Raw genomic sequence first — 24,675 nt, forward strand, 5'->3', positions numbered from 1 at the left:
ATGGACTTGGGGGGTACATCGACGATGCGGGGCCCAGGCAAAGTTCGGCTCGTAACATCAGAGTCCGTGACCGAGGGGCACCCTGACAAGTTGTGTGACCAGATCTCTGATCGAATCCTTGACGAAATGCTCAAGCAGGATCCAATGAGCCGTGTGGCAGTGGAAACAATGGTCACCACGGGCTTGGTCCACGTGGCGGGTGAAGTGACTACCAGTGCGTATGTCGATATCCCGCAGATCGTGCGGCAGACGATTCTGGACGCAGGCTATACCTCCTCGGAGATGGGTTTCGACGGCGCTTCTTGCGGAATTTCCGTCTCAATCGGGCAGCAATCGCCCGACATCGCGGCAGGCGTCGATAGATCGCACGAGAGTCGTTCGGGCGGCAGTAAGGATCCATTCGATCTTCAGGGCGCGGGCGACCAAGGGATCATGTTCGGGTACGCGGCCCGGGAGACCGAGCAACTGATGCCATTGCCCATTTGGCTCGCCCACCGGCTTGCCGAGCGGTTGGCAAGTGTCCGCCATGATGGCACCCTCGAGTACCTCCGTCCCGACGGAAAGACGCAGGTCACTATCGGCTACGAGGACGGCGTGCCGGCCTTCGTTGACACGGTCCTCATTTCGGCGCAACATGCTCGTGGGATCAGTCATGATCGACTGGCTGCCGACATCAAGCACGATGTTGTTGCTCCGGTGCTTGGCGAAGTAGGTCTCGAATGGCGCGGGGCGTGCCTGCTCGTGAATCCGACCGGCACATTCGAGGTCGGTGGTCCGCAGGGAGACGCTGGCCTCACTGGTCGCAAGATCATTGTTGACACCTATGGGGGTGCGTCGCGTCACGGCGGCGGAGCGTTCTCCGGAAAGGACCCATCGAAGGTCGATCGATCAGCTGCCTATGCGCTGCGATGGGTTGCTAAGAATGCTGTCGCGGCGGGACTGGCCGAGAGACTTGAAGTGCAGGCTGCTTACGCGATCGGCAAGGCTCGTCCTGTCGGCCTTTACATCGAGACATTCGGGACCGGAGCAGTGAGTGATGCGGATATCGTCCGTGCCATTGAATCGACGTTTGATCTCCGACCGGCGGCGATCATCGAGACGCTTGACCTGCGGAGACCGATCTACGCTAAGACGTCGGTCTACGGCCATTTCGGCCGCCACATTCCGGGTTTCCCTTGGGAGCAACTGAACAAGGTAGGGGCTTTGAGAGACGCCGTCGGCGCGCGTTCTGCCGACCTGCACGATAAGTTGGTGGTCCCCGGCGTGCTCATCTGAGCTCGGAGGGCGCAATGCAACCTGCCTGTTGCCGGCGCCGATGCACCGCTGCGTCGGCGCCGACCCGTTCGGGAGCTCATCTCTCAGGAATGGTTTGCCCGAGATTTAGGAGACACGCCTGGGCCCCTTCCAACAGTCCCGTGAACCCGAAGTGTGGAATCTGTATAGGCCTGGCCGCGGGCCAAAGGACTCTTGGAGTTTGCAAGTGTACTTCTATGTGACTTGAGGAGGCGTCCATGCGGCTAAAAGAAGCATCGCCGCCGCCAGGCTAGCAAGCGCTGCTCGGTCCTGCAGGCTGACGGTATCGTCGGCCCACGGACGTGGAACATTCTTTGCGCTCCGCAGATGGGGCCCGGCCCGGTCAGTTGGTACCCGTATTCGACTGCCCGTGCATCAGGCTGCAACATCTGAGCAAAACAAAAGGCCCCGATTCCCTCATAAATAAGGGGAACCGGGGCCTTTCTATGTGGCGGTGACGGTGGGATTTGAACCCACGTTGGCTTTTACACCAAACAACATTTCGAGTGTTGCACCTTCGGCCGCTCGGACACGTCACCAACTGAAATAGGGTACCGGAGATGGGCGTGGTTCCCCAAAACGGGGCGGCAAGAGTGCCGCAGGACACGCGCCAACTTCCGTCCGGAGCGCCTCGAGGATAGATTCATAAGTATCATGACGATCTCTCAAGAGCAGGGCATCCACCAGCCCGTCAAAGCCGAGGCCTATTGGGTCACCGAGTCGGGCCATGGCGAGCTGCGACCCGAAGCATTGCCCGGCCTGGAGGAAAACGAGGCCCTGGTCAGGACCCTCTACTCCGGCGTCAGCCGCGGCACGGAACGGGTGGTCCACCAGGGTCGGGTCCCCCAACGGGTGGCCGATCTCATGCATGCACCGCATCAAGAGGGTGAATTCCCCGGCCCGGTGAAGTACGGGTACCTCAACGTCGGCGTCGTGGAACGGGGGCCAAAAGAGTGGCTGGGTAAGACCGTCTTCAGCCTGCACCCGCACCAGGATTACTACGTGCTTCCCGTCAGCCAGCTCACGCCGATCCCGGAGGACGTCCCGGCCCGGCGAGCAGTATTGACAGGCATCGTAGAGGTGGCCGTCAATGCACTCTGGGAAGCCGGGCCGCGCCTGGGTGACCGGGTCGCCGTCGTCGGTGGTGGCCTGGTGGGCGGCGTCCTGGCGACGCTCCTGCGGAAGTATCCGCTGGGCCGTTTGGAACTGGTTGACGCGGACCCGGACAAGCAGGAGCTTGCCGAGAAACTCGGCATCGACTTTGCCCTGCCGGAAAATGCCCAAGAAGATTGCGACGTCGTCTTCCACTGCTCCGCGTCGAACGAAGGCCTCAAACTCAGCCTGCAGCTGGCGGGTGACGACTCGGACGTGATCGAGCTGTCCTGGTTTGCTGACAAGGAAGTTACCCTGCCGCTGGGGGAGGACTTCCACGCCCGTCGGCTGAACATCCGCTCCAGTCAGGTGGGCGCCGTCGCCCTCCCCAGAAGGCACCGGCGGACCAACGCGCAGCGCCTGGAAACGGCGGCGGCCGCCCTCAGCGATCCCATGTTCGATACCTTCCTTACCAGCGAGTGCCAGTTCCGGAACCTGCCCGGCAGCCTTGTTAAGTTGTTCGAAAAGCCGGGTGGTTTTTGCCACGTGGTCGCCTATCCCAAGCCGGAGGAGTAAGACATGTTCAGCCTGACCGTCCGACGCCACTTCATGATTGCCCACAGCCTTCCCCGTGAAGCGTTTGGCCCTGCGCAAGGCCTCCATGGGGCCACGTTCGTTGCCGAGGTTTCCTTCCGGCGCAGGCGGCTGAACGATGACGCCATAGTCCTTGACATCGGTGCAGCCGGCGGCATTCTCGAGGATGTCCTGGCCGACCTGAATTACAAGAACCTGGACGAGCACCCGGCATTCAAGGGCAAGCTCTCCACCACCGAAGCGCTGGCCGAGCACATCGCGCAAGCCGTTGCCGTGCAGATCACACAGACGCCCGACGGCAGGGCACTTGCCGGTATCGACGTCGTTCTTCGCGAAAACCCCGACGCCTGGGCAGGCTACTCGCTGGAGCTTCCGGCCAAGTAGGTGGACATCCGCTTCATCGTCCCGGGCAACGTCCGCCACGGCTCGGGCGGCAACAAGTACAACGCCGCGCTGGCCAAGCACCTGGCCGCCTTGGGCGCCATCGTCCAGGCAGTAACGGTCGACGGCGACTGGCCGGTGGGCAGCGCCGCGGACAGGAAACGGTTCGCGGAAGCGCTCGACGGCGGTGCAACCGTGATTGCCGACGGCTTGGTGGCCTCCGGGGCGCCGGATGAGGTGGCCGCTGCCGTGGCATCCGGGACGAACGTGTGGATCCTCTCGCACATGGCTCTTGCGGATCATTCAGCGCTGGAGGGAAAAGCGTTGGCTGCTGCGACTGGCGTGATCTGCCCGAGCAGCCATGCCGCGGCGGAATTGCAGGGCAAACATGGCCAATTAAACATCGTGGTGGCCCGGCCGGGGGCTGAGCCTGCGGACATAGCCGTCGGTTCAGATCCTCCGCGCATCGTTGCAGTTGCTGCACTGCTGCCCAACAAGCAGCACACCGTGCTCGTGGACGCCCTGAGCCAACTCAGCGACCTGCCATGGAGTGCGGCCTTCGTCGGTTCGCCCGATGCAGACCAGGCGTACGCCGCGCAGGTGCGGGCCGCCGTCGAAGATCACGGACTGCAAGGCCGCATTACCGTCACCGGTGAGCTCAGCGGACCAGCTCTTGAACGGCAGTGGCTGACCGCGGACCTGAGCATCCTCATCTCGGAGTCAGAGTCTTTCGGCATGGTGGTGGTGGAGTCGCTCGCGCATGGGGTACCCGCTATTGTGCGAAACGGAACCGGAGCCGTGGAAGCGCTGGGCGGCAGTGGCGCGGGGCTGGCTCTGGATATCGCGGGACCGGCCGACCTGGCCAGCGCACTTAGGGCTTGGCTGACCGACCCGTCGCTCAGAACGCAGTGGCGCAGCGCCGCGATGCGGGCCCGCAACCACCTCCCGGGCTGGGACGCCACGGCCACGACGGTGTTGAAAGTACTGAACCAGGCCGCCGGACGCTATGCCCCACCCGAACCGTAAGGCCGCGTGATGGCTTCCAGGAAATGCCCGTCCGGATCGCAGAAATAGATACCCCGGCCGCCGTCGTTGTGGTTGATCGTCTGCGCACGCGTTCGTCCAGGGTCGGCCCAGTAATCGATGTGTTCGGCCGTGACGCGCAGGAAGATCTGGTCGAACTCCTCCTCGGTGACCAGGAAGGCGTAGTGCTGCGGGGCTACCTTCCCGTTCGCCTCGAGGAAGTCCAACGTCACCCCGTTTTCCAGCGCAACCGTGACAAAGGACCACATGGGCTGCGGTTTGGGCAGCCCAAAGATACGGGCGAGGAACTCGGCGGACTTTTGCTTGTCCGTGGCGTAGACGATGGTGTGGTTGAAACTGACGGCCATGGCTGGCTCCCAAAGGATGTGGCAAACAACTCAGGCGGGGGAGCGAGGCTCCGCCGCCGGTACGCGATGCGCCGCGAAAAACTCCTTCAACAGCGCAGCGCATTCGTCCTCGCGAACGCCTGCATAGACCTCCACCCAGTGGTTGAGGCGGCGCTCGCGGAGGATGTCGAAAACGGATCCCACGGCTCCGGCTTTCTCGTCCCACGCTCCAAAAACGACGCGCGGGATCCGGGCCAGGACGATCGCTCCGGCACACATGGCGCACGGCTCCAGGGTGACAACCAGCGTGCAGTCTTCCAGCCGCCACCCATCTCCGCCCTCGCCCAGCTCAAGCGCGTGCCGTTGCAGAGCCGCGGCAGCCTGGCGGATGGCAACGATCTCGGCGTGCGCCGTTGGGTCGCCGTGCGCTTCCCGTTCGTTGCGTCCGGAACCCAACACGCCGCCGTCGGGCCCCAATACGACGGCGCCGATCGGCACGTCGTCGGTTTCCAACGCCAGCCGGGCTTCATCCAGGGCGAGGCCCATCCAAGCGCTGTGTTCTGCGTGATACGGCTCGGTAGGGCTCATGTCTCAATGATAGTTTTGGGGGATGCGCACACTCGTCGTGGACCACCCGCTGGTCGCTCACAAGCTCACCGTACTGCGGGATAAGAACACCCCTTCACCGGTCTTCCGGCAGCTCACTGAAGAACTCGTTACCCTGCTGGCCTACGAGGCCACCCGCGAGGTCAAGACCCAACCCGTGGAAATCGAGACACCGGTCACCAAGACCATCGGCACGGCTTTCACCAAGCCCACGCCCCTGGTGGTGCCCATCCTCCGGGCGGGCCTTGGCATGCTCGAGGGCATGACCAAGCTGGTTCCCACCGCCGAGGTCGGCTTCCTGGGCATGGCCCGGGACGAGGAAACCCTGGACATCATCACCTACGCCGAGCGCCTCCCCGAGGACCTCACGGGCCGCCAGGTGTTCGTCCTTGACCCGATGCTCGCCACCGGCGGCACGCTGCGCGAGGCCATCAAGTTCCTGTTCAAGCGCGGCGCCTCGGACGTCACCTGCATTTGCCTGCTCGCAGCTCCCGAGGGCTTGTCCAAGCTCGAGGAAGAACTCGCGGACAAAAACGTGAAGATCGTGCTGGCATCCATTGACGAGAAGCTCAACGATAAGTCGTACATCGTGCCCGGCCTGGGGGACGCGGGCGACCGCTTGTACGGCATCGCCGGCTAAAGCCAGGGGTAACTCAAACACCCCTACCGCTTTCAACCACGCCCCGTTAGCCTGTGGCGCATGGACTGGAAACTTGAACTGGTGTTTGTCCCTGTGTCCGACGTGGATCGAGCGAAGGACTTCTACGTCAACAAGGTCGGTTTCAACGCCGACTTCGATGAGCGTCCTACCGACGGCATCCGCTTTGTGCAGCTCACTCCACCGGGCTCGGCTTTGCTCCATTGCCATCGGGGAAGGCCTGATTGACGCCCCTCCGGGTTCGGCACCTAACCTGCAGGTGGTGGTTGCCGATATCAACAAGGCCCACGACCAGCTCAAGGCGAATGGCGTTGACGTCAGCGATATCGACATCCAGGACTGGGGCCACTTTGTGTACTTCGCCGATCCGGACGGCAACAGGTGGGCGGTCCAGTACTTGCCCCAACGACCGAACGGCTGACCCGAAGCCAAGCAGCGCAGGCCCTCTGTGCGGCAGGATGGACGTATGAGTCATCCTGCCGCGCAGCCAACGCAGTCACAACAAACACTTACCGTCCGCGCAGTCCTCTTCGACATGGACGGCACACTGGTGGACTCAACCGCCATCGTGGAGCAGGTCTGGCTGGAATTCGCAGACCGCTACGGGCTGGACTACAACGAAATCCTGCGGACTTCCCACGGCGTCCAGGCAGGTGACACGGTGCGCCGCTATGCACCGGAGGGGGCCGACGTCGTCGCCCTCACCGCAGAACTCGGCGAGATGGAGCGCAACCGGACGGACGGCATCATCGCCCTTCCCGGCGCCGAAACCCTCCTGAAAGCACTTCCCGACGACGCGATCGCGCTGGTCACTTCCGCCGACCGGATCCTCTCAAACATCCGCATGAAGGCAGCCGGACTGCCCATGCCCACCACGACGGTCACTGCCGAGGCGGTCACTCATGGCAAGCCGCACCCGGAGGGATACCTCAAGGCCGCCGCGCTGCTGGGTGCGGAGCCCGCCGACGTCGTGGTTTTCGAAGACGCGCCAGCAGGCATTGCCGCAGCCCGCGCAGCCGGGATGCGGACGGTTGTGGTGGGAGATGCAGGCGGGGAATTGGAGCCGGGCATGTGGCGGATTCCGAATTATTCCGCGGTGATGGTCAAGGCCGTCAAGGACGACCACGGCGGTCACCTCATCACCCTTACGCTGTAGCCCTGTCCCTCCTGTTCCAACCGCTGAACCGGGCGTAGGCTGTGCCCATGTCTGCGTTGCCGGAGGCATACGGTGCTGCTTTGGAGCGTGCCATGGCGCACGCCACCGAATGGCTTGCGTCGGTGCCCACACGTCCAGTCCGTCCCGAGTACGACGCCGACCGGGTCGCCTCAAGCCTCCTGCCGCGCCTTCCCAACGAACCGGCTGATCCTGCAGCCGTGGTGGACGAGTTGGCCGCGCTGGCAGAGCCGGGCCTGATGGCCATCCAGTCCGGGCGGTTCTTCGGCTGGGTCATGGGCGGCACTCTGCCTGCCGCCATGGCCGCGGACTGGTTGGTCTCGGCGTGGGACCAGAACACCGGGCTTCGCTTCGCCACACCCGCTGCCGCCGCCATTGAGGAGTCTGCGGCTGCTTGGCTGCTGGACCTGCTATACCTCCCTGCCGCCGCCGACGTCGGCTTCACCACGGGCGCCACAACCGCCAACTTTGTGGGGCTGGCAGCCGGACGCCAATACCTGATGGACGAAGCCGGCTGGGACCTGGAAGGGCTGGGGCTCTCAGGCGCTCCCCGGATCACAACGTTTGCCGGGAGGGAACGGCATGCCGCCGTGGACCTTGCGCTCCGCTATCTGGGCCTTGGCGGTTGTGTGCCCGTCCACGCAGACAAGGAAGGCCGGATCCTGCCTGACGCCTTGGCGGATGCCATGGACCAGCAGCCCGGTCCGTCCTTGGTGTGCCTGCAGGCGGGGAATCTCCATTCCGGTGCCTTCGATCCTATGACCGAAGCCATCAACGTGGCCCACGACCGTGGTGCCTGGGTTCACATTGATGGCGCCTTCGGTTTGTGGGCCAACGTGAGTCCGGTGCTGCGGGAGCGTTTGGCCGGTGTTGAGTTGGCTGACTCCTGGGCAACCGACGCCCACAAAACCCTCAATGTTCCCTACGACTGCGGCCTGGCGATCGTTTCCCGGCCTGAGTCGTTGCGGCGGGCCTTCAGCGTGCACACAAGCTACCTGATAGCTACGGACAAGAGCCTCGGCGACCCTTTGGAGAAGGTGCCCGAGATGTCCCGCCGTGCGCGGGGCATTCCCGTGTGGGCTGCCCTGCGACAACTGGGCCGCGACGGAGTCATTGCCATGGTGGAGGGGCTCGCCGCGAACGCCCGTGCGCTGGCCGAGGGGCTCGCGGCGATCCCCGGCGTCGAGGTCTTGAACGATGTGGTTTTCACCCAGGTATCGGTGAGCTTCGGCAGTGACGACCGCACCCGCCGGGTGACGCAGCGGCTCATGGCCGAGGGGGCTGTGTGGATGTCGGGTTCGTCTTGGCGGGGAAGGGACATCCTCCGGATCTCTGTCAGCAATTGGTCAACGGACGACGACGATGTGGCGGCTTCCGTTGAGGCCGTCCGACGTGCAGTCGAGGCGGAGCCTGAGGAGTAGCGGCTGGCATTGGCGTTTCATTGCCGCCTAGAGTGGCTCGGCAAGCTCTCATTCTCCTCGAATAGGAAGTCCCAAAATGACTAACTCTGCATTCCAATGATGTCCCGTTCCACGACTTTGGTTCCAAACAGAACGAACTCGCCAACCCATCCAGCGGATCCTTCTCAGGCGGGGATAGGTGCATTCCCTTCCCTGTCTGTCTTGAGTTGCTGCGGACAGCTCCCTACTGTGCCCGGGCCTTTGCCAGGTAGCCCATAAGCCCAGCCATTTGTTCCGCGCTCCATGGCAGACTCGCGCTGATCGACTGGCCGTTCTCCTGCCACGCGGCCCGGGCTGCAGCTTTGGTGTCTTCGCCGGAGTGGAACATCGAGCCGATGACATCCCATGAACGGACCCATTCCTGAACTGCCGGGTTTGAAACTGCGGTATTTGCCTGGGCATATCCCAGGCCTTCCTCCACAAGTTCGGCGAACTTTGCCTTTGCGGCTTCGATCTTCCCGGCGCCGAGTTTTTCGCGCTTTTCGGCAAGTTGCCGCTGTTGTTCCGGGGTGAAGTGGTTGTCGAGCACTGCGATCATCTCCAAGGTGGTCAGAAATTGTTCGGATGTAGGCATGGCGGGTCCATCAATCTGCATGAGGAGATCGCTCAGGCGGTTTTGGAGGGCCTGGACGTGCTCGGCATGCCTCCGTATGTGGGCCAACTGCTCCTGCAACACGTTCCGGATGGACGCGGGATCGTCCTCGGAATGTTCCAAGGCGGCCCCGATGGATGCCAACGGCAGGCCCAGCATCTGCAGCGCCTTGATCCGGTAGAGCCGCCGAACATCTTCCCCGCCATAACGCCGGTGCCCGGCTGCTGTCCGTTCACTCGCGGATAGCAGCCCGATCTGGTCGTAGTGGTGGAGAGTGCGGACACTGACGCCACAGGCTGTGGCCAGTTCACCAATGCTCCGTGGATCATTCCCTGGTGTTCCCGTCATGGGAACCACGCTAATTCCTGACGTAACGTCAGGTGCAAGCCCCTAGCCCCGGAGCTCATACACCGTGGCTCCGCCGATGGTCTGCGCCTGGAAGTTCGCGGCAACCCAGGCAGCGATTTCACTGGAAGCATCCGAACCGCTGTCACCTTGCATAAGGCGGCCACCGATGAAGTAGTGGATCTTGCCGTCCGCCACGAGCTGCTGGAACTGCGCCAGGGTAGGCGAGGGGTCCGTACCGTTGAACCCGCCAACCGCCATAACCGGAAGCCCGGTGGCCAGTTGGTAGCCGGCCGCGTTGTTGGAACCCACGACGGCGGCCGCCCACGTGTAGTTTCCGGCGTCGCCTTTGAGGGCGCTCACCAGTTCGGACGACGGCGTGGTGGCACCGAGCAGGCCACCCATGGCGCCGCCCTGTCCGCCACCGCCGGCAAAGCCGCCGCCGCCAAAACCCTGTTGTGTGGTTGGCCTTCGTAGCCCTTGAGGCGCAGCGTTGCGGCCGAACCCGGGCCCGAACCCTGCAGCAGTGGCCGGACCTGCACTCACGATCGCCCCCGTGTGCGGCACGGCGGCGGTCGCCACCGAGTAGGCCAGCGGTGCGGCGAGCGCAACAGCGACGGCGAGGCCCGCCGTCGTACGCGTCATCCAGGCCCGGCGCCAGCGGCCGGTCAGGACGACGACGGCGGCAAGGACCACTGTTCCAAGAACCACCACCCAACGCAGCCACGGAAGGAATGTCGGAACCTGGCCCAGGAGGGCGAAGGCCGTAAACCCCGCCGCCACCAGTGAAGCCCCAAGCAGCAAAGCGACGGGGAGCTGCGAGCGCCGCTGCCACAACAGCACGCCGCCCAGGCCAACCAGCCCGGCAATACCAGGAGCCAGTGCCACGGCGTAGTACGGGTGGATGATGCCCTGCATGTAGCTGAACACCAGGCCAGTTACCAGCAGCCACGAACCCCACACGATGACCGAAGCCCGGACCACATCGGTTCGTGGCGCGCGGCGGCCCAGCCACAAGAGGGCGCCGCCAAGAATGAGCGCGCTCGGAATGAGCCAGGCGATCTGCCCGCCGAACTCCGTGCCGAACATGCGCAGCAAACCGGGAGTGCCCCAGCCGTTGCCGCCACCGCCCACGCTGCCGGTCTCGTCGCCGTTGAGGCGGCCCAAGCCGTTGTAGCCAAACGTCAGTTCCAGGATCGAGTTGTTCTGCGAGCCACCGATGTAGGGCCGAAGGTTCGCTGGGACAAGTTCGACGGCGGCGATCCACCAACCAGCCGACGCCACCATCGCGCCCGCTGCGGCCAGGAGGTGCAGGACGCGTTTGCGGGGTGTGGGGTGGGCCGAGACGAAATAGGCGAGCGCGAAGCCGGGCAGCACCAGGAGCACCTGCAGTTGCTTGGCCAGGAAACCGAAACCAAGGAACACCCCTGCGAGCACGAGCCACCGCAGTTTCCCGTCCTGGATGGAGCGGACCACGGCGTAGCCGGCGGCCGTCATGAGCAGTACCAGCAGGGCATCCGGGTTGTTGAAGCGGAACATGAGCGTGGCTACGGGTGTGAGCGCCAGGACCGCTGCCGCCAGGAGGCCTGCACGGTGGGCCAGGCGGAGGTTGCCTGTGGCGGGGAGCGCTGCCCGGCGGATGGCCAGGTACATGATCAAGGCGGTCGCCACGCCCATCAACGCTTCCGGCACCAGAATGCTCCAGGAGCTCAACCCGAACATCCGGACGGACAGCCCCGTGATCCAGAGGGCCGCGGGAGGTTTGTCCACGGTGATGGAGTTGGCGGCGTCGGAAGACCCGAAGAACCACGCGGTCCAGTCCTGCGAGCCGGCCTGGGCAGCGGCGGAGTAGAAGGCGTTGGCCCAGCCGGAGGAACCAAGACCCCAGATGTACAGGACTGCGGTTCCCAAAAGGACAGCACCCAGTTCGAGGCGGTGCCGGAGGGGGCCTTTGGTCTTGACCCTGTCCGTGGAGTTGCCCCGGGGTCCGGCAGGAGCACGGACCGGGCCCGTCCGGCCCCCGGCGTCAGTCAGCGGTTTGAAGAACGTGGTCATGGTCAGCCCACCAACTTGTAGATGGTGGCGCTGCCGACGGTTTGGGCTTGGTAGTTGGCAGCTACCCAAGCCGCGACCTCGGAGTTGCCGCCACGGCCGCCGCCACCCATACCGCCGCCGGAGATGAAGTAGCTGATCTGGCCCTTGTCCACCATGTCCTGGAACTGGGCCAGGGTGGGGTACGGGTCGCCGCCGTTCCACCCGCCGAGGGCGATCACGCTGGTATTGGTGGCGAGTTCCAAATCTGCAGCCTGGGTGGCGCCTGAGACAATGGCCGACCATTTGGTGGTGGTGGATTTCAGCAGTGCCGACAGTTCGGCGTTGGCGGTGCTCCCGCCGCCTGCGCCACCGAAGCCGCCAGCGCCACCGAAACCGCCTGCGCCTGGGAGTCCCTCGGCCGTGGCTGAACCGTTGGTTGTTGTGTCAGGCGCTCCCGTGGTCCCGCCGAGGCCGTTCTCCGCGCCGCCAAAGTCGCGGTTTCTACCGCCCAATCCTGCCCGGGCGCCAAAGCCGCCGCTGGCCGCACCGGAAGGTCCCGACGTCGGAATGGAACCCGAGTGCGGAGTCGCCGCAGTAGCAACTGTCCACGCCCCGGTTCCCAGGCTGCCGGCGAGCAACGACACGACGACGACGGCGGCAGCCGGCAGCCGTCGGAGGGCACCTTTGAGCCTGGAGGCACCCAGTTGATCCAGGCGAAGCAGGAGCGCGGCTGCAGCGAGGACACCAAGAATTACCACCACGATCCGCAGCCATGGCAGCCAGGAGGCGTCCCGTCCGAGGAGCACAGCGGACCACAGCGCACTTCCCAGCACCACCACTGCCAGCAAGATCCGGGGCATCCACGACGCCCGGCCGCGCCAGAGTTCGACGCATCCGATGCCGATGAGGGCGGCAATCGCAGGCGCCAAGGCTACGGCGTAGTACGGATGGACGATGCCGCTCATGAAGCTGAAGATGCCGGCCGTGACGATCAGCCAGCCGCCCCACATCAGCAGGGCAGCGCGGCTTCGCGACGTGCGGGCTTCTCGGCGGGTGAACCACAGCCCGGCCACCAGCAGGATCAACGCTGCGGGCAGGAGCCAGGAGACTTCAGCACCAAAGCTGGTCCCGAACATCCGGCCCAGTCCGGCAGCGCCACCGAAGCCGCCGCCACCACCGAAGCCACCGCCGCCGAAGCCGCCGCCCGGCAGACCGCCGCCCGCACCGGAACCCCCGGGCATGCCGCCACCTGCGCCGCCCTCACCCGAACCGGTGATGCGCCCCAACCCGTTGTAGCCGAACGTGAGTTCCAGGAAACTGTTGCCCTCTGAGCCGGCCATGTAGGGCCTGGCCGAGGCCGGAGTCAGCTGGAAGATCGCAATGTAGGTTCCTGCCACGGCCACGATGCCCGCGGCCGCTGCCAGAAGGTGCAGGATCCGCTTGCGCAGTGTTGTGGGAGCGGCCCAAAGATAGGCCAGCGCCAAACCGGGCACAATCAGGAATCCCTGGAGCATCTTGCTCAGGAATGCCAGCCCCACCACTGCGCCTGCCGCGGCCAGCCACTTCCAGCCGGCCTTCTCAATGGCGCGGGTGGTCAGGTACGCGGCCAGTACCAGGCACAGCGTGAGCATGGCGTCCGGGTTGTTGAAGCGGAACATCAATGCCGCAACGGGCGTCAGCGCCAAAGCGCCACCGGCGAGCAGCCCTGCCGCGGGACCGGATACGCGCTTCACGGTCAGATATAGAAGCCCGACGGCGGCAACCCCCATGAGTGCTTCCGGAACCAGCATGCTCGTGGGGGAGAAGCCGAAAATCCTGCCCACCAACGCCGGAATCCAGAGGGAGGCCGGCGGCTTGTCAACCGTGATGGCGTTGCCGGCATCGAGGGAGCCGAAGAACAGGGCCGTCCAGTCCTTGGTGCCGGCCTGGATGGCTGCTGCATAGAAGGAGTTGGCGTAGCCGGAAGCGGCAAGGTTCCAGAGATAGAGGAACGCGGTTGCCACCAAGAGGCCGGCGGCGGACGGACGCACCCAGCGCGGCTGGTGCCCGAAGGCAACACGGTGGAAGCGCGTCTGTGCTTCCCTGGCCTGCGCCGGCTCGGCAGCAGCATTGCTTGGTTGGAGGGCGGTGATCATTTTGCTGCCACCTCTGTGGTCTGGTCGGAGCCCTCTGAGTTTGGGGCAGAACCCTCGGTATGAGGGGTGGATTCCGCGGGTCGGCGGAACACCCACAAACGGAACAGCAGGAAACGGGCCACGGTTGCGGCGAGGTTCGCGCCAACGACCGTCACCACCTCAAGCCAGCGGTCCGGCGTCGTGGTGCCGTGCACCAGGGCCAGCGCGCCCGAGGTGAGGCCGAGCCCGATGCCAAAGACGATCAGGCCTTCAAAATGATGGCGGGCATGGTTGCCGCCCTGGATGCCGAATGTGAACCGCCGGTTGGCCGCAGTGTTGGCCACGGCGGTGATGATGAGTGCCAGGAAGTTGGCGAGCTGCGGGTCCATGAAGCCCCGGCAGAACAGGAAGATCAGCAAATACGCAACCGTTGACGCGGCGCCGATCGCTCCAAAGCGGACCAATTGCCCGAACAGGCTGCTGCGCGGCGTCGATTCAGACGTCCGTGAGGAAGCAGGCAACGGTCCTCGGGCAAGGGCCGCGCGAAGTTCCGGGACGGGGATGCGTCCGGTGACGAGGTCGCGCGTCAGTCGCGCCATTCCGCGGAGGTCGGCCACCGCTGTGCGCACGACGTCGACACTTGAGTTGGGATCGTCCGTCCAGTCGACGGGGACTTCGTGGACACGCAGGCCACAGCGCTCGGCAAGCACCAGCAGTTCGGTATCGAAGAACCAGGCGTTGTCCAAGGTGTGCGGGAGGATTCGATGGGCCACATCGGCCCGGATCGCCTTGAAACCGCACTGGGCGTCAGAGAACCGGGCTCCCATGAGCGTATGCAGGAGGACGTTGTAGCTGCGGGAGACGAACTCGCGCTTCGGCCCCCGGACCACACGGGAATTTCGCGAGAGCCGCGTTCCGATGGCAAGGTCCGAATGGCCGGAAATCAGGGGAGCCAGCAGCGGGGCCAAGGCGGCCAGGTCGGTGGAAAGGTCCACATCCATGTAGGCGAGCACGGGGGAGGGCGACGCGAGCCAGACTTGGCGGAGGGCGTTGCCCCGGCCCTTCTCCTCAAAGCGCATGACGGCTATTTCCGGGAGTTCGCGGGCAAGGCGTTCGGCGATCTTCAGGGTGTTGTCCGTGCTCGCGTTGTCCGCCACCGTGATGCGGAACGTATGCGGGAAGGTGTCTGCGAGGTGCCCGTGCAGCCGGCGCAAGCACTCCTCAAGGTCCGTTTCCTCGTTGTGGACGGGGATGGTCACGTCCAGGACAGGGACCGAGGTCCGCGTGTCCACGGGAGAGCGCCGCGGCTGCCGGTGGGGCAAGGCAGGAGCGGCGAAGGTCCCCGAATGGGCGGGGTTCGGCAGCGCACTGGTGGCGGGATCTATGAGCGTCATGCATTTACATTGAGGCTGCCGATTGTGAGGGCTTTAGGCGGAAGCTGTGACGGGACTGTGTAAGTTTCTCCGTCCGGCGGGACGCGAAAAGCCGCCCCCGGAACGGGAGCGGCTTTTCGGGAAAGCTCTCGGCTTAGTACCAGTTGTTGGCCAGGTGGAAGGCCAAGGCAGCCGACGGGGAACCGTAGCGTTCCTTGATGTAGTTCAGGCCCCACTTGATCTGGGTCTGGTAGTTGGTCTGCCAGTCAGCGCCCGCCGAAGCCATCTTGCCGGCCGGAAGCGACTGGACAATACCGTACGCACCGCTGGAAGCGTTGGTGGCAGTGGTGCGCCAGCCCGATTCCTTCTCCCACAGCGTGTTCAGGGCGGTCATTTCGCCCGGGCCCCAACCGTAGCTGGACAGGATGCTGGCAGCGTACGCCTTGGCGGCGGCGGGATCGTCAACGGCCTTCGGCGCAGCGGCGGCTGCGGCGTCAGCTGCTGCCTTGTCTGCGGCTGCCTTGTCCGCGGCGGCCTTGGCAGCGGCATCAGCGGCGGCCTTTTCGGCAGCAGCCTGCGCGGCGGCGGCCTGGTCCGCGGCGGCTTTGTCCGCTGCAGCCTTGTCTGCGGCCGCTTTATCTGCGGCGGCCTTCTGGGCGGCAGCTGCCTTTTCTGCTGCGGCTTGCTTGGCGGCGTCAGCCTGGGCGGCGGCTTCGGCGGCCGCGTTCTCGCGGGCCTGCGGGTCGATCTGTGCTGCCGACTGGGTCTGGGCGGCCTGGCTCAGTTCCGGAAGGTTGAAGGCTGCGTTTGCAGCCTGCCCCAGCGATGCAACACCGAGTGCGGCGGCAACAACGCCGGCTACTACCGACATGCGGTGGCCGGCCTTGCCCTGACGGGCAGCGTTCTTCAGAACGGTCTGCGACTTGGTCAGCGGGGCGGTGTTTTCGTCGCGATGGCGCGCGGAAGGGCGCGCCTGATCCTTGAATTCAGACATGTGTGATTACCTCTCAGCGCCTGCGGAGTTAGCTGTCGGGTTCGGATGAGGTCATCCGGCCGCGCGCGTAGCTGCGGCTTCACCCCAAGGGCCGGCGCAATGCCTGGCCCGGAGACTCTGGGTCCCCCGTCTCTGCCTCGATGAGAACGGAACTCCGGGAAGTGGCAGAGCTCGGCGCATCCCGGGTGTGGGTCTCTTGGGGCGACCCACCCTTTCGACGCTACAGGAGGTTTCCGCTTAAGTCACATTTGGGTAACAGAGATCACGACGGCGGTGCGTCGCCTTGCCCGTTCCGTTATGCGTGTTCGACCGTTACGCACGGGAGCCTCAGGGCAAACTCTGTGCGACCGGGTTTGGAGGTTACTTCGACACTTCCGCCGTGAGCTCCCACGATCGACTCCACGATGGAAAGTCCCAGGCCGGAGGTACCTTCAGAGCCGGACCGGGCCGAATCAGCCCGGGCGAAACGGGAGAATATCCGCCCCTGGAAGTCCGCAGGGATTCCGGGTCCGTTATCGGTTACGGTGACCACTGCGCTGCCATCCGCGGAGATCATGACCCCGGTTACCACGGTGGTTCCGGGATCTGTGTGCTTCCGGGCGTTGGACAACAAATTCGCCAGGACCTGATGGAGTTGTGTCGCGTCCCCGCGCACTGTGATTGGTTGGTCCGGCAGGCGGAGTTGCCAAATGTGGTCCGGCGCCATGACTTTCTCGTCACTAACAGTCTCGATGACCAACTGGGTGAGGTCGACGTCCGTGAGCTTCAGTGGTTGGCCCTCGTCCAGCCTGGCAAGGAGCAGCAAATCTTCCACCAGGGTGGTCATGCGTTCGGACTGGCTCTGGACACGTGCCAGCGACTTCCGGCCGTCCTCGGTGAAGTTCTCCGTCATGCGCAGCATTTCGGTGTACCCGCGGATGGCCGTGAGCGGCGTCCGCAGCTCATGCGACGCGTCTGCGACGAACTGCCGGACTTTGGTTTCGCTTTCCTGCCGTGCTTCGAGGGCCCTGGCGACGTTGTTGAGCATCTGGTTGAGGGCGTAACCAACGCTGCCCACTTCCGTTCCCGGGTGGGAAGCCGACGGCGGCACTCGCACCGCAAGGGCCACCTCACCGGCGTCGAGCGGCAGCCGCGAGACCTTGGTGGCGACCTCCGAAAGCTGCTCCAGCGGCCGCATGGTGCGCCGGATGATGACCGTACCGGCCAGGCCGATCAGCACCAGGCCGCCGAGCGAGACGAACACCATGGTCCAGACCAGCGACGCCTCGGTGGTTTGCTTGTCGTCCAGCGGCAGGCCGGTGACGATGACATCCCCATAGGCCGTTTTCACTGCCACCAATCGGTAATCGCCTTTGGACAGCGAACGGTCCACCGGCCTGTTGTCCAGCGGAAGTCCAAGAAGGACCTGCTCGTCCTGCGCCGAGAGGGGAGCCCTGTTTCCGTCGGCGTCAATGAGGCCGCCGCTCCTGACGATGGATCCGTCAATCCGGGCATTGAGCGTTCCGGCCCCTTGGCCGCGAGCTTCCAAAGGATCGGGCCTTCCCGACGGAAAGCTCGACGGCGGCCTGTCGAACGCGTTTGCCCTGGTGGACGCCTGCTCGAGCTGTTTGTCGAGCTGCCTGTTGAACACTGTGTCCATCGAGGCGTAGCTGACGATTCCCACTGCACCGCAGATCGCGACGAGCAACGCCATGGCCACGAGGACCAGGCGCGTGCGCAAATGCCACGTTGATGGGTCCAGCCAGCTGCGCTGCGTCTTCCTGGCGACCCCTGAGAGTGTGGTCAAGGCCTATTCCGCGGGCTTGATGACGTAACCTGCGCCACGCACGGTGTGGATCATGGGAGCGTGGTTGGCCTCGATCTTCTTGCGCAGGTAGGAGATGTAGAGTTCCACGATGTTCGCTTGCCCGCCGAAGTCGTAATCCCACACGCGGTCCAGGATCTGGGCTTTGCTGACCACGCGCTTGGGATTTTCCATGAGGTAACGGAGCAGCTCGAACTGCGTTGCGGTCAGTGCGATGTCCTCTCCGGCCCGGGTCACCTCGCGGGTGTCAACATTCAAGGTCAGATCGCCCACAACAAGCTCGGCGGTGTCCATTGCGGCGACGCCTGAGCGTTGGACCAGCCGGTGCAGGCGAAGCAGCACCTCTTCCATGCTGAAGGGCTTGGTCACGTAGTCGTCACCCCCTGCGGCGAGGCCCACAATGCGGTCCTGCACGGCATCTTTGGCGGTCAGGAACAGCGCTGGAACTTCGGGGGCAAAAGCGCGGATCCGGTTGAGGACCTCCACGCCGTCGAAACCCGGGAGCATCACGTCAAGCACCAGGACGTCAGGGCGGAAGTCCTTGGCCAGCTTGACGGCCTCCGGACCATCTGCGGCGACATTGACGGACCATCCAGCCATGCGGAGACCCATGCTCATCAGTTCGGCAAGGCTCGGCTCGTCATCAACCACCAAGGCGCGGATGGGGGAACCGTCCGGGTGGGAGAGCTGGGGAAGGTTGTTTGTCATGGAGTGCGGGGATGCCATGTGACAACTCTCCATTCTGCTGGTTTGCCGGTGCTGAGGCGATCCTGTGAGGACCCTGTGAAGTCAACAGTAGCGAGGCGGGAGTCCTGAAACACGCGAATCCACAGGTCACAGGAGCGACTACTCCCCAACACAGCTTCCGCACAGCCAAGGGATCGACTCTGGGCCTAACCGGACAACAACAACCTGTGACAACCGCAGAAGTGACAACTACAGACAAGCGAGAACATCATGAGCGAGCAGAATCTCCCGCGGAACCCCGAACCCCGATCGCCGCAGGGAACCAATCCCGCCGTCCAGCAGCCTGAAGCCGTGCGGCCGCAGCCCGTCCAACCCGCTGCGCAGAACTCTGGATCATCCTGGGCATGGGGAGAAGCGCAGCCCGGCCAGCCCCAAGACAGCCGGACCCTGAACAACCACAACCCCCTCAACAGTCCGTCCCAAAGCAGCCACTCACCAATTGATCAGGCCGGCCAGAACGCGCAGGCCGGGTGGGGCGTCCCGGCGTCGGGACCTACCGCATCCTTTGGAGCAGGTTGGGGCACTCCCGCCGGCACAGCCTCCGGCCCCCAGGCCGGAGACAGCTCCGGCTGGGGTTCCACCCAAGCGGGCAATGACAAGGCGGGCCTGCAGGGCCGTTGGTCACTGAAGAGGACGCTGATCGTCGCGGGCGTGGCTGTTGCGGTAGCCGCAGGAACGGCGGCCGGGTTCTACTCCCTGGGCAATGCAGGTTCTGCCGATGCCGCAAATGTTCCTTCGGGCCTGGCCGGAGGGCTGGGTGGGCAACAGGGCCAGGGCGTGCCCGGTCAAGGACTGGGTCCGGGCGGAACAGGACAAAACGGGACCGGACAAAACGGGACCGGACAAAACGGATCAGGGCAAGGCGGATTGGGTCAGGGGATGCCTGGCCAGATGGGCGGAATGGCACCCGGCGGACTTGGAGGAGGTCTCAATGCCGCCATCCATTCGGAGTACGTCATCCTTCGCGACAACGAGTACGTCACCATGGCCGACCAATTGGGGGTGGTCAGCGAGGTTTCGTCCAACTCGTTGACCGTCAAGAGTGCCGATGGCTTCAGCCGGACGTACAACCTTGATTCGGATACTGCCGTGGCGCAAGGAACGCGGCAGCGTGGCAGCACGTCCGGCAGTCTTACGGTGGCGGACATCAAGTCCGGTGCCACGGTCCGGGTCACGGCGTCCAAGAGTGGCGAGAACTACACGGCTACGTCGGTGCGGTTGACTGCGGCGACGTCCTCCGGGGAGGGGTCCTCAGTGCAGGGCCCTACGTCCGGATCCGGAACCACATCTTGAGGAACGGGCGCTCACGGCGCCCGTTTCTACCGCTTGTAGCAGATTCTCGCCGGGAAAATCGAGAAGCCCGTGGACCGGAATTGGACAGCAACTGTTTCAGATCGTGAGATTCCGTTTGCCACCATGCTTTGGGAATCAAATGGAGCATAATGCCCTATCGATCGAACAAACTTCAGTTTGGGGCCAATGTTTCGCCTCTTGACCGAATGAAAAGCCGTTCATTTTAGGCCGCCACTGAATTGTGATTTCCGACACAATAGTGCCCCGTGTCTCAAAATGTGGACGGTTCGGCGCTTTGTTACTTGCGTGTTGCCTTTGTTACGTTGCACACTTCCAATGTGAACAAGAACTCAACAGCACCTGCAGCCGCAGCAATCTGGTCCAGCACACCCGCTGGCGACGAGACCCGCTGTTGTCGAATGCAAGCCTAACTTTCCACCCCAAGAAGTTTCAGGCATTCGCCCCCTTGCCCAGCGTTGGGCGCCCCTCCCCAGACTCATTGCGGGGACAACCAGCATTCGAAGCCGCGATGACGGCTATTCACTTTTGAGGTAAGCACTCCATGTCAGTTGCATCCGGATACGTCCACATCTCCGTCCGAAACGCCAATAAGGCCGCCTCCAACGCCGGTCTCCGTCCCGGTTTCGGCAACCGCCCCGGCTACGCTCCCGGTTCACAGGCTCCGTCCCAGGCGGCCCCCGGCTACGTTCCCCAAGGCTACAACCCCAACTCCTACGGCCAGCTGCGGGCAGTCCCCGCCAGCGAGCCCGCTCCAATCACCGCGCCCACTCCCGTGATTGCCCAGTCGGACCGCCTGCGCCCCGTTGCCAATGACAACGTCGCCCGGGGATTCGTGCTCTACATGGGCATCGACGAAGAGACCGCAGCCGCCGCCGGAACCTCCATTGCCAAGCTGGCCCAGGAAATCCGCGCCTACGCCCAGTCCCTCGTGACCGGTGCCGAAAGCTACGCAGCGGTCGCGGTGGCCCCCGCCAACGCGCCCGGCTCCGCACTCGACGTCGTCCGCTCCACCTTTGGTGACCCGACTGTTGCCGCTCGGCAGCGCACCGAGGCCGCCCGTCCGGCCCCCCAGCAGGAAGCCCGCCCTTCCGGCGTGCTCATCGATCTTGCCCGCCGCGAAGTGCACCTGGATGGCGAGTCGTTGAACCTCACCTTCAAGGAGTTTGAACTCCTGAACTACCTCGTGGAGAACGGCACCCGCACCGTGGGCCGCGACGAATTGCTTGAGGGCCTGTGGCGCAACGCCGAGGAAGTCCCCAACGAGCGCACCATCGACGTTCACATCCGCCGCCTCCGGTCCAAGCTGGGCCGCCTGGCAAACACGGTCCGCACCGTCCGGGGCCAGGGGTACCGCTTCTACGAGCACCCCGAGGTCATCGTCTGGGCCGCTCCGGAATACTCGATCTAGCAACGCTTGAAGCGCCCGCCCCGTCCGGAGGCGGGCGCTTCGCGTTTCCCCGGCCAAGCGGCGGCTATAGGGTTATTGCATGAGTGACCACCACATCAAGCGGCTCGTGATCATGCGGCATGCCAAGGCCGACTGGCCGCTGGGTGTGCCGGACCATGAGCGTCCCCTCGAGGAACGCGGCCACCGCGAGGCTCCGCTGGCGGGGAAATGGTTGCTGAAGCACAAGATCGTCCCCGACTTCATCCTGTGTTCCTCGGCGCTCAGGACCCGGCAAACGTGCACGTGGGTATGCAACGAATTAGGGGAGAAAGCGCCGACTCCCAAGCTGGAGAACGGCCTCTATGCGGCTTCCGCGAAAGAGATGCTCTCCGTCATCAACCACGTTCCCGATACGGTCACCACCCTCATGGTCATCTCCCATATGCCCGGCGTGCAGGATCTTGCCATGCACCTGGCAGCCCGCGAATCCGACCACGACGCCTACATGGACGCCGCCACACGCTATCCAACGAGCGCTTTGACGGTGATGGAAACGGAAAAGCCCTGGGCTGAGCTGGACGGACAGGACGCCAGGCTCACGCACTTCAAGGTACCGCGCCACTAACGCCAAGGCGTCCGCTTCGGCGTCGTGAGCAGGCGGGGAATCAGCCCTGCAACGGCAACTCCTGGCTGGCCGCTACCTCGCGGAGCAGGTGCACTGCGTGGCGGATGTTCGGGCTCGCCGTCATGGTTTTCCGGTAAACGATTCCTACTGCCCGTTGTTGCACCGGGTTCACCACCGGAACGGCTACCACGCCGGGTGGCAGCGGCGGCCGGCCCAGCCTGGGCACCAGGGCTACTGCCACTGACTGCTCCACCATGGCTACGTGCGTGGAGAAGTCGGGATCGTAGACGCGGATATCCGGGACGCGGCCAAGCCCGGCAAAAATCTGCAGGAGGGCTTCGTTGCAGATGGCGCCCGCCGGAGTGCTCACCCACGCTTCGTCCACCAGGTCTTCACGCTCGACGGCGGCACGCCCCGCGAGCGGGTGGGCGCTGTTCAGGAGGATGTCCGCCTGGTCCAGGCAGAGGTCCTCGTGGGCCAGGTTCTCCGGAATGACCAGGGGCACGGAATTCCAGTTGTGCACCACTGCGAGTTCGGCTTCCCCCGTTGCCACGCGCTGAACAGCCTCTCGAGGGTCTTCGGCGAGAACGCTGACTTCCAAAGCGGAGCCGCCGGAGGCAAGTCGGCCCAGCATTGGACCTACCAGGCCGCGGCAGGCCGTGGAGAAGGCTACGAGCCGGAGGTGACCGGAAGGCTTGCCCGGATCTGCCAGCAGGGTCGCTTGCAGTTCTTCTAGTTCGCCCATGATGCGCCGGCCGTATCCGGCCAGCGCCACGCCACGCTCGGTGAGGAGGACGCCCCGTCCGTTCCTTTCCAGGACTGCCACGCCGGTCTGTTTCTCCAACTTCTTGATCTGCTGGGAAACCGCTGAGGGGCTGTAACCCATGACGTCGGACGCGGCCACTACCGAGCCGTGCTCTTCGACGGCAACCAAGGCCCGAAGGGCGGAGATATCGATCATGAAGTAAATCTACGTTGTTTCATGTCGAATTCAACGCTGGTGCTTCATTGGAAGGAGGTGGAGAGTTATCTCGTGAACCTCCGTCATTCCGTACTCGCCCTCCTCGTCGCAGTTCTTTGGGGCATCAACTTCGTAGCCATCGATCTGGGACTGCACCCGGCAGGCCACGACGTCCCGCCGCTGCTCTTCGTTGCTTTCCGCTTCCTGCTGGTTGTTTTTCCGTGCATCTTCTTTATCCGCAAACCGGAGGTGGGCTGGAAGGCGATTGCCGGCGTCGGGCTCTTCATGAGTGCCGGCCAGTTCGGCCTCCTGTACCTTGGCATGGCCTTGGGGATGCCTGCCGGGCTGGCCTCCCTGGTGCTGCAGGCGCAGGTGCTCTTCACCATCGTGTTGGCTTCGCGGTTCCTTGGCGAGAGGCCCACGCGTCGCCAGTTGGCGGGCGTCGTCCTGGGGATTGCCGGTCTCGGCGTCGTTGCGCTGGGACGCAGTGCCGTGGCGCCCGTGCTGCCGCTGATGATCGTCCTCGCGGCGGCGCTGTCCTGGGCAGTGGGGAACGTGGTGGCGCGGCACTCCAAGGCCAAGTCCGGACTGGGGCTCGTGGTTTGGTCGGGTGCGGTGGTCCCGCTTCCGCTGGCGGGGTTGTCGTTGGTGGTGGACGGTCCGGATGCGGTGCTTGGAACCATCATGGACCTGCAACCGGCGACCATCCTGAGTGCGCTGTACACCGCGGTCTTCGCCTCGCTGGTTGGCTACGGGATCTGGAACCGGCTCCTGGCGATCTACCCGGGCTCCGATGTGGTGCCCTTCACCCTGCTGGTCCCGGTGGTCGGCATGACGGCTGCGTGGCTGGTGCTCAGCGAAGTTCCCACGGCTGCCGAGATCCTCGGTGGGCTGATCCTCCTCCTTGGAGTGGCTACTGCCGTGCTGGGCGTATCCCGCAAACGGGCCGTTGTGGGGCCTGCTGAACGCGCTAAAACCCTGCGTTGAGGCGCAAAGCGGGCCTCTCAACGTGGGGTGCAGCGCTAGCGCTTGGGAGCAGGTTTGCGCTGGGCGGAAGCGTTCGACGCCGGTCGCTTGGCTGCCGTTGTCGGCTTGACGGGCGCGGGGCGTTTTGCGGGCGCCGCCTTGGCAGGAACTCGCTTCGCGGGCGCCGCCTTGGTGGCCGTCCGGACTGCGGCAGGCCGGGCCGCCGTCGGGCGCTTGGCCGCGGCCGGTCGCTTGGCAACTGGACGCCCGGCCGTGGCAGGTGCAAGCCGCGAACCGAAAGCAGGCAACACGGCGCCAAGGAACAGCACGGCCAGCGTGCCCACACCGGCTACCGCGGCCAAATAGAAATAGATGTCCGAGTCCTTGCTGCTCACGGCACTTCCCAGGGCGGCCGGGTCCTGGTTGAAGGCGAGGCCCCACATCCGCAGGAAGGCGATGCCGAAGCCAATGAACATCGTGGTTCCGGCAGCCGCGAGCAGCACCACGAGGTAGCGGCGCCGATTGAAGACCTGGATCAGGGAGGCCAAGTAGCAAACAAGGACGGCACCAAGGAACAGGTACAGAACCATTTCTTCCAGGACCACTGCGGCCAGGACCAGCAGGCCCAAGGAGACGAAAGCGGAGACGACCGCAAGCTTTCCACTGTTCCCCATGTGACGCATGAGGTTAATCATCGCCGACCGGGGCGCCGCGCCACGCCGTCGTAGATTGCAATTGCGTACCGTTGTGGGGCCCGCTCAACGCCCCAAAGTTGAGTCTTGGCGCGCAGA

Annotated in this window: 22 protein-coding genes, 1 tRNA gene, 1 pseudogene and 1 riboswitch; of the genes and pseudogenes, 12 read left to right on the forward strand and 12 right to left on the reverse strand. The window is 64.5% G+C overall.

Going from position 1 to position 24,675, the window contains the following annotated elements:
• Window positions 1-24 precede the first annotated feature (24 nt).
• The gene (metK, locus tag ACIPY2_RS11360) at window positions 25-1,275 is read left to right on the forward strand and encodes a methionine adenosyltransferase (RefSeq protein WP_400266593.1); all 1,251 of its coding nucleotides are present in this window, start codon (window positions 25-27) and stop codon (window positions 1,273-1,275) included.
• 467 nt (window positions 1,276-1,742) lie between these two features.
• On the opposite strand, the gene ACIPY2_RS11365 is transcribed toward metK, so the two are convergent.
• A tRNA-Ser gene (locus tag ACIPY2_RS11365) sits at window positions 1,743-1,832 on the reverse strand.
• Between the two features lie 115 nt (window positions 1,833-1,947).
• Between ACIPY2_RS11365 and ACIPY2_RS11370 the strand changes: the two genes are divergently transcribed.
• From ACIPY2_RS11370 to ACIPY2_RS11380, 3 genes are read left to right on the forward strand one after another with little or no spacing between them, the layout of a single operon-like run.
• Entirely contained in the window at window positions 1,948-2,961 is a 1,014-nt protein-coding gene (locus tag ACIPY2_RS11370) for a zinc-binding alcohol dehydrogenase (RefSeq protein ID WP_400266487.1), read from the forward strand.
• Window positions 2,962-2,964: 3 nt separating this feature from the next.
• A complete protein-coding gene (locus ACIPY2_RS11375; RefSeq protein ID WP_400266488.1) occupies window positions 2,965-3,363 on the forward strand; it encodes a 6-pyruvoyl trahydropterin synthase family protein in 399 nt (132 codons plus the stop codon).
• Entirely contained in the window at window positions 3,364-4,386 is a 1,023-nt protein-coding gene (locus ACIPY2_RS11380) for a glycosyltransferase (RefSeq protein ID WP_400266489.1), read from the forward strand.
• Here the strand turns inward: ACIPY2_RS11380 and ACIPY2_RS11385 are convergent.
• Window positions 4,365-4,751 (reverse strand): VOC family protein, encoded by a 387-nt coding sequence (locus tag ACIPY2_RS11385; RefSeq protein WP_400266490.1) that lies wholly within the window; start codon window positions 4,749-4,751, stop codon window positions 4,365-4,367. The two genes, ACIPY2_RS11380 and ACIPY2_RS11385, sit on opposite strands and share 22 nt — an antisense overlap.
• Before the next feature lie 30 nt (window positions 4,752-4,781).
• Window positions 4,782-5,318: a nucleoside deaminase gene (locus ACIPY2_RS11390; protein ID WP_400266491.1), complete on the reverse strand. Its 537-nt coding sequence runs from the start codon at window positions 5,316-5,318 to the stop codon at window positions 4,782-4,784.
• Between the two features lie 22 nt (window positions 5,319-5,340).
• On the opposite strand from ACIPY2_RS11390, the gene upp reads away from it, so the two are divergent.
• From upp to ACIPY2_RS11410, 4 genes and pseudogenes are all read left to right on the forward strand, one after another.
• Window positions 5,341-5,976: a uracil phosphoribosyltransferase gene (upp, locus tag ACIPY2_RS11395; RefSeq protein WP_347109724.1), complete on the forward strand. Its 636-nt coding sequence runs from the start codon at window positions 5,341-5,343 to the stop codon at window positions 5,974-5,976.
• A gap of 60 nt (window positions 5,977-6,036) precedes the next feature.
• Window positions 6,037-6,415 (forward strand): annotated as a pseudogene (locus ACIPY2_RS11400) (glyoxalase superfamily protein).
• Window positions 6,416-6,460: 45 nt separating this feature from the next.
• On the forward strand, window positions 6,461-7,150 hold the full coding sequence (locus tag ACIPY2_RS11405; RefSeq protein ID WP_400266492.1) for an HAD-IA family hydrolase: 690 nt from the start codon (window positions 6,461-6,463) through the stop codon (window positions 7,148-7,150).
• Between the two features lie 47 nt (window positions 7,151-7,197).
• Window positions 7,198-8,589 carry a pyridoxal phosphate-dependent decarboxylase family protein gene (locus ACIPY2_RS11410; protein WP_400266493.1) on the forward strand — a complete coding sequence of 464 codons (1,392 nt, stop codon included), beginning with the start codon at window positions 7,198-7,200 and terminating at the stop codon, window positions 8,587-8,589.
• 223 nt (window positions 8,590-8,812) lie between these two features.
• On the opposite strand, the gene ACIPY2_RS11415 is transcribed toward ACIPY2_RS11410, so the two are convergent.
• The 7 genes from ACIPY2_RS11415 to ACIPY2_RS11445 form a co-directional block, all read right to left on the reverse strand.
• Window positions 8,813-9,568, reverse strand: coding sequence for a MerR family transcriptional regulator (locus tag ACIPY2_RS11415; RefSeq protein ID WP_400266494.1), 756 nt, complete (start codon window positions 9,566-9,568; stop codon window positions 8,813-8,815).
• Window positions 9,569-9,610: 42 nt separating this feature from the next.
• A complete protein-coding gene (locus tag ACIPY2_RS11420) occupies window positions 9,611-11,620 on the reverse strand; it encodes an ArnT family glycosyltransferase (RefSeq protein WP_400266495.1) in 2,010 nt (669 codons plus the stop codon).
• Window positions 11,621-11,622: 2 nt separating this feature from the next.
• On the reverse strand, window positions 11,623-13,734 hold the full coding sequence (locus ACIPY2_RS11425) for a glycosyltransferase family 39 protein (RefSeq protein ID WP_400266496.1): 2,112 nt from the start codon (window positions 13,732-13,734) through the stop codon (window positions 11,623-11,625).
• Complete coding sequence (locus tag ACIPY2_RS11430) at window positions 13,731-15,107, reverse strand: glycosyltransferase (RefSeq protein WP_400266497.1); 1,377 nt, start codon at window positions 15,105-15,107, stop codon at window positions 13,731-13,733. The genes ACIPY2_RS11425 and ACIPY2_RS11430 overlap by 4 nt, the downstream gene beginning before the upstream one ends.
• A gap of 133 nt (window positions 15,108-15,240) precedes the next feature.
• On the reverse strand, window positions 15,241-16,080 hold the full coding sequence (locus tag ACIPY2_RS11435; RefSeq protein WP_400266498.1) for a hypothetical protein: 840 nt from the start codon (window positions 16,078-16,080) through the stop codon (window positions 15,241-15,243).
• 3 nt (window positions 16,081-16,083) lie between these two features.
• Window positions 16,084-16,267: riboswitch (cyclic di-AMP (ydaO/yuaA leader) on the reverse strand.
• Window positions 16,268-16,375: 108 nt separating this feature from the next.
• Window positions 16,376-17,866, reverse strand: a complete 1,491-nt coding sequence (locus ACIPY2_RS11440; RefSeq protein WP_400266499.1) for an ATP-binding protein — start codon at window positions 17,864-17,866, stop codon at window positions 16,376-16,378.
• 3 nt (window positions 17,867-17,869) lie between these two features.
• A complete protein-coding gene (locus ACIPY2_RS11445) occupies window positions 17,870-18,610 on the reverse strand; it encodes a response regulator transcription factor (RefSeq protein ID WP_400266500.1) in 741 nt (246 codons plus the stop codon).
• Between the two features lie 231 nt (window positions 18,611-18,841).
• Here ACIPY2_RS11445 and ACIPY2_RS11450 point away from each other — a divergent pair, with 231 nt between their 5' ends.
• The 3 genes from ACIPY2_RS11450 (at window position 18,842) to ACIPY2_RS11460 (ending at window position 21,957) form a co-directional block, all read left to right on the forward strand.
• On the forward strand, window positions 18,842-19,924 hold the full coding sequence (locus ACIPY2_RS11450) for a hypothetical protein (RefSeq protein WP_400266501.1): 1,083 nt from the start codon (window positions 18,842-18,844) through the stop codon (window positions 19,922-19,924).
• Window positions 19,925-20,486: 562 nt separating this feature from the next.
• Entirely contained in the window at window positions 20,487-21,353 is an 867-nt protein-coding gene (locus ACIPY2_RS11455) for a winged helix-turn-helix domain-containing protein (protein WP_400266502.1), read from the forward strand.
• Between the two features lie 79 nt (window positions 21,354-21,432).
• Complete coding sequence (locus tag ACIPY2_RS11460) at window positions 21,433-21,957, forward strand: SixA phosphatase family protein (protein ID WP_400266503.1); 525 nt, start codon at window positions 21,433-21,435, stop codon at window positions 21,955-21,957.
• A 40-nt stretch (window positions 21,958-21,997) separates the two neighbouring features.
• Here ACIPY2_RS11460 and ACIPY2_RS11465 read toward each other — a convergent pair whose 3' ends face one another.
• Window positions 21,998-22,918: a LysR family transcriptional regulator gene (locus tag ACIPY2_RS11465; protein WP_400266504.1), complete on the reverse strand. Its 921-nt coding sequence runs from the start codon at window positions 22,916-22,918 to the stop codon at window positions 21,998-22,000.
• 72 nt (window positions 22,919-22,990) lie between these two features.
• Between ACIPY2_RS11465 and ACIPY2_RS11470 the strand changes: the two genes are divergently transcribed.
• Window positions 22,991-23,905, forward strand: a complete 915-nt coding sequence (locus ACIPY2_RS11470) for an EamA family transporter (protein ID WP_400266505.1) — start codon at window positions 22,991-22,993, stop codon at window positions 23,903-23,905.
• A 35-nt stretch (window positions 23,906-23,940) separates the two neighbouring features.
• Here ACIPY2_RS11470 and ACIPY2_RS11475 read toward each other — a convergent pair whose 3' ends face one another.
• On the reverse strand, window positions 23,941-24,558 hold the full coding sequence (locus tag ACIPY2_RS11475) for a hypothetical protein (protein WP_400266506.1): 618 nt from the start codon (window positions 24,556-24,558) through the stop codon (window positions 23,941-23,943).
• Window positions 24,559-24,675: the final 117 nt, after the last annotated feature.

The sequence above is a fragment of the Paenarthrobacter sp. NPDC089675 genome (genome assembly GCF_044749185.1).
Classification (GTDB): Bacteria; Actinomycetota; Actinomycetes; order Actinomycetales; family Micrococcaceae; genus Arthrobacter.